This window comes from Parasphingorhabdus sp. (assembly GCF_049667325.1).
Classification (GTDB): Bacteria; Pseudomonadota; Alphaproteobacteria; order Sphingomonadales; family Sphingomonadaceae; genus Parasphingorhabdus.
The window spans coordinates 1-3,023 of record NZ_JBATHY010000023.1; the positions used below are offsets into that span (position 1 = coordinate 1).

At 55.7% G+C, this 3,023-nt stretch carries 5 protein-coding genes; 2 read left to right on the top strand and 3 right to left on the bottom strand.

Annotated features, from left to right (window positions below):
- A partial coding sequence (locus tag WBM93_RS01025; RefSeq protein ID WP_424427278.1) for a hypothetical protein occupies nucleotides 1-289 on the bottom strand: 289 nt, incomplete at its 3' end.
- The gene (locus tag WBM93_RS01030; RefSeq protein WP_424427280.1) at nucleotides 286-834 is read right to left on the bottom strand and encodes a sigma-70 family RNA polymerase sigma factor; all 549 of its coding nucleotides are present in this window, start codon (nucleotides 832-834) and stop codon (nucleotides 286-288) included. The genes WBM93_RS01030 and WBM93_RS01025, both read right to left, overlap by 4 nt.
- Nucleotides 835-1,019: 185 nt before the next feature.
- On the opposite strand from WBM93_RS01030, the gene WBM93_RS01035 reads away from it, so the two are divergent.
- Nucleotides 1,020-1,892, top strand: a complete 873-nt coding sequence (locus tag WBM93_RS01035; protein WP_424427282.1) for a hypothetical protein — start codon at nucleotides 1,020-1,022, stop codon at nucleotides 1,890-1,892.
- 107 nt (nucleotides 1,893-1,999) lie between these two features.
- Here WBM93_RS01035 and WBM93_RS01040 read toward each other — a convergent pair whose 3' ends face one another.
- Nucleotides 2,000-2,347, bottom strand: coding sequence for a DUF6481 family protein (locus WBM93_RS01040; RefSeq protein ID WP_424427284.1), 348 nt, complete (start codon nucleotides 2,345-2,347; stop codon nucleotides 2,000-2,002).
- Between the two features lie 267 nt (nucleotides 2,348-2,614).
- Between WBM93_RS01040 and WBM93_RS01045 the strand changes: the two genes are divergently transcribed.
- The coding region (locus tag WBM93_RS01045) for an NRDE family protein (RefSeq protein WP_424427286.1) at nucleotides 2,615-3,023 on the top strand (409 nt) is incomplete at its 3' end.

The following is a 3,023-nucleotide window of genomic DNA, read 5'->3' on the forward strand; positions in this document are numbered from 1 at the left end:
GGTTAAACTCCCGCGCGACTTCGGAGATGATCGGAACCTCCAAGGGATCGCCAAATGCGCCCATTGCGGCGGCGGTTGCGGACAGGAATCCGACTGCACCTATCGAACCGATAATCCGGCTAGCACGCCGCCACGGGCTGCTTGTCCTTTGCCGTGGAGCCGGCTTGCGCTCGACCGCGGCTTCCGCGGTTGCACGCGCCGTCAGCCGGGCCGCAAAGCCTTCGGGCAGGGCCGGCACATCATACCGGTCCAGCGCCGTTTGCATAGCGGTAGAGAAAGTCGCACTCATGGGTGGATCCTTTCCACATCTGCGGAAACTACATTCTTGCCTTCGACACAGCCTTTAAGTGCACTTCGCGCGCGGTAGAGCATCGATTCAAAAGCCTTGATGTTCATTTTCAGACTATCGGCCGCGCGGCCGTTAGACAGCTGCTCGTAATAGGTGAGGATGATCGAAGCACGCTGCCGGTCTGGCAGGGACTGGATACAATCGATAACAGCCTGTTTCACTTCATCGCTCTCTATTGCGGCATCCGCCAATGGCGCTCCATCGGCAAGCTCAGGAACATCTTCGTCGCTATTGCGGCGTGTCTTGCGTAACCGATCGAGACAAAGATTCATCGCAACGCGACTTAACCAGGCTGCGATACCGGGTCCGCCTTCTACCCAGCGGTCGGCATATCGCCATAGTCTCAGCAACGCTTCTTGCGCAATATCCTCGGCCTCGATCGGATCAGCAAGCATACGGCAACCGATGCGAAAGGGGATGTCACCGTGGAACTCGGCTATTGAGTGCAATGCGTCAGAATCACGCGCGGATATACGACGCATCATTGCGTCGTCATCCAGGCGATCACTAGACCTTGCCGTTTCCAAAATAACACTCTCCGCATCAGACAGCTTTTGCGCCGCTAACATTAGTTAATACGCGTCAAATATTGAAAACCTTCGAATTTTTTGAAGGATTTTTGTGCAGGCTGCGTTTCTATCATGCAAGCCACAGAAATTTGGGGGAATTTATGATGAAAAAAGTTGGGATTTTATTGGCCTTGAGCACCATTGCGACACCAGCCCTGGCCGCCGAAGAGGAAAATGAGCAGCATTGGCGTGTCGGGTTTTCCGGCGGAGCGACTTTGGTCGGCGGTGTCGACGACCAGACCTACGCCAGTGCCTCGATTACCCGCAATATTGGCAATGGATATGTTCAACTATCCGCAACGGGGGTGGATGCCGGCGATGCTCAGGGCCTGATATTCGCCGTTCCGGCAAGCAGCCAGCAACTGCGCTTGTCCGGCGGAACAGGATGGGGCGACATAAGCCTGGATGGCTATGTGTCAGCCGGTCGCCGCAAATTTGACGATGAATTGATCGGCAATGACGGCAGTCCGATAATTGTGAACAGCGACGGCAATATCTTCGGTATTGGCGGATCTGCGACCTATGACCTAGCGATAGGCGAGAGCGGATTTCTCTCTCCTTCGATCGAGGTTGATTTTAACAGCGTCGATATCGGACGAGCTGTAACTTTACCCAGTGGACGCCAGGCCACGGTCGAAGAAAAGGAAAAGGGTGTCAGCGGTACTATATCGCTGACCTACACCCATCTGTTCGGCAAGGATGCCAAACACAGCTTTGGGCCACATGCAGCGCTGGTGGTCAGTTCCAACAGCACGGCTTTTTCACCGGGAAGCAATAGCGGCAGCGCGCGTATGGCGCAATTTGTCGCTACGCGAAATCAACCGGGCGAAGGAGATGCCTGGGCAGAATTCGGCGTTTCCGCATCCTTTGGCCTAGGAAAGAATTTACGGCTCAGCTTGTTTGCATCGCAAAGCGCAGGCTTTATCGGGCCGGAAGCAACATCTGTGGGTGCCGGCTTAAGTCTGGGTTTCTAAGGACGGTATTCTGCCCATCAAAACCCAAATCCACACCGATCAATACACGGGATGGCGCATCCCGGCCGATAGCCTCGCGCGCGCCGGTCCGGCCTGACGCCAGCGCCCTATTTCCGGCGTTTTTTCCGCTGGGCATAGCGCAAGTCGCGGGCGGCCTTTTTCTCGGCTTCGGTGAGTGGCGGTGGCGGAGCTTCTGCCTTGTCCTTGGCAGCCTGCTCTATCGCAGCTTGTTCCTTCGCCGCTTTCCGTTCCGCCTTCACCAGCTCGAACGCCGCGCGTTTCTCTTCGCGGGCAATCGCCTTTTTCTGATCGCGTGCCAGGCGGGCTGCCTTGCGTTTCGCAAGGACTTCATCGCTGACGGCAGGCTGTGCCTTCAATTGCTTGAGTGCAGCCTGCTTGGCTTTGGCCGCCATTTGAGTGCGTTCCTGAAAAGTCGGTTCTGAAAATGGCGGCATCTGAGATCATGTTTCCTTGATTGGGTGACGGGGCTAGAAGCATCGGCATATTGCCGAAAAGTGTGGCAAGTCCTACAGTCATTAAAGCAGCCGGGCAATGTTTAAGCAACCGTGCAGGATTATAGCGCGTGACGGTCAAACGGGCTTTCCGGCCAAATCGCCGACCGGCGGCGAGCGGTCTTGAAGCGGACGTTTCGACTTTGCCCGGTTTCTGCGGCCGTTCAGATTCTGGTCGCAAGTTCGATATAACCGGTTATTGTCCGGACTGTGTGTATCGTTTCATTTGCCTGGAAAGCCCATCCCGGATGGCAACTGGTTGCGATTGGCAATCGCGATGAACTGCATGCCCGCCCGGCAGAACCCGCACATCGCTGGGAAGAGCATGAACATTTATTGGCCGGAAGGGATTCACTGGCGGGTGGAACTTGGCTCGGTATTTCCGAACAGGGGCGTTTTGCAGTTGTGACCAATTTATACGGCTTTGGCGCACCACAGCCGGAGCGGGCATCCCGCGGCGATTTGTTGAAGGATTTTCTATCGGGGAACGGTCGATATTCCGATGTTGCGGCAGCAGAATTTTCGGCTTTCAATCCCTTCAACCTGATCACCGTGACACCGGACCAGGCGTTGGTTCACACCAATCGGCCCGACAAGACCACCAATGTACTTCAACATG

Coding starts and splice junctions, on each gene's coding strand:
- WBM93_RS01030 (WP_424427280.1), bottom strand. CDS start 834: ATGATGCGTCGTATATCCGCGCGTGATTCTGACGCATTGCACTCAATA.
- WBM93_RS01035 (WP_424427282.1), top strand. CDS start 1,020: ATGATGAAAAAAGTTGGGATTTTATTGGCCTTGAGCACCATTGCGACA.
- WBM93_RS01040 (WP_424427284.1), bottom strand. CDS start 2,347: ATGCCGCCATTTTCAGAACCGACTTTTCAGGAACGCACTCAAATGGCG.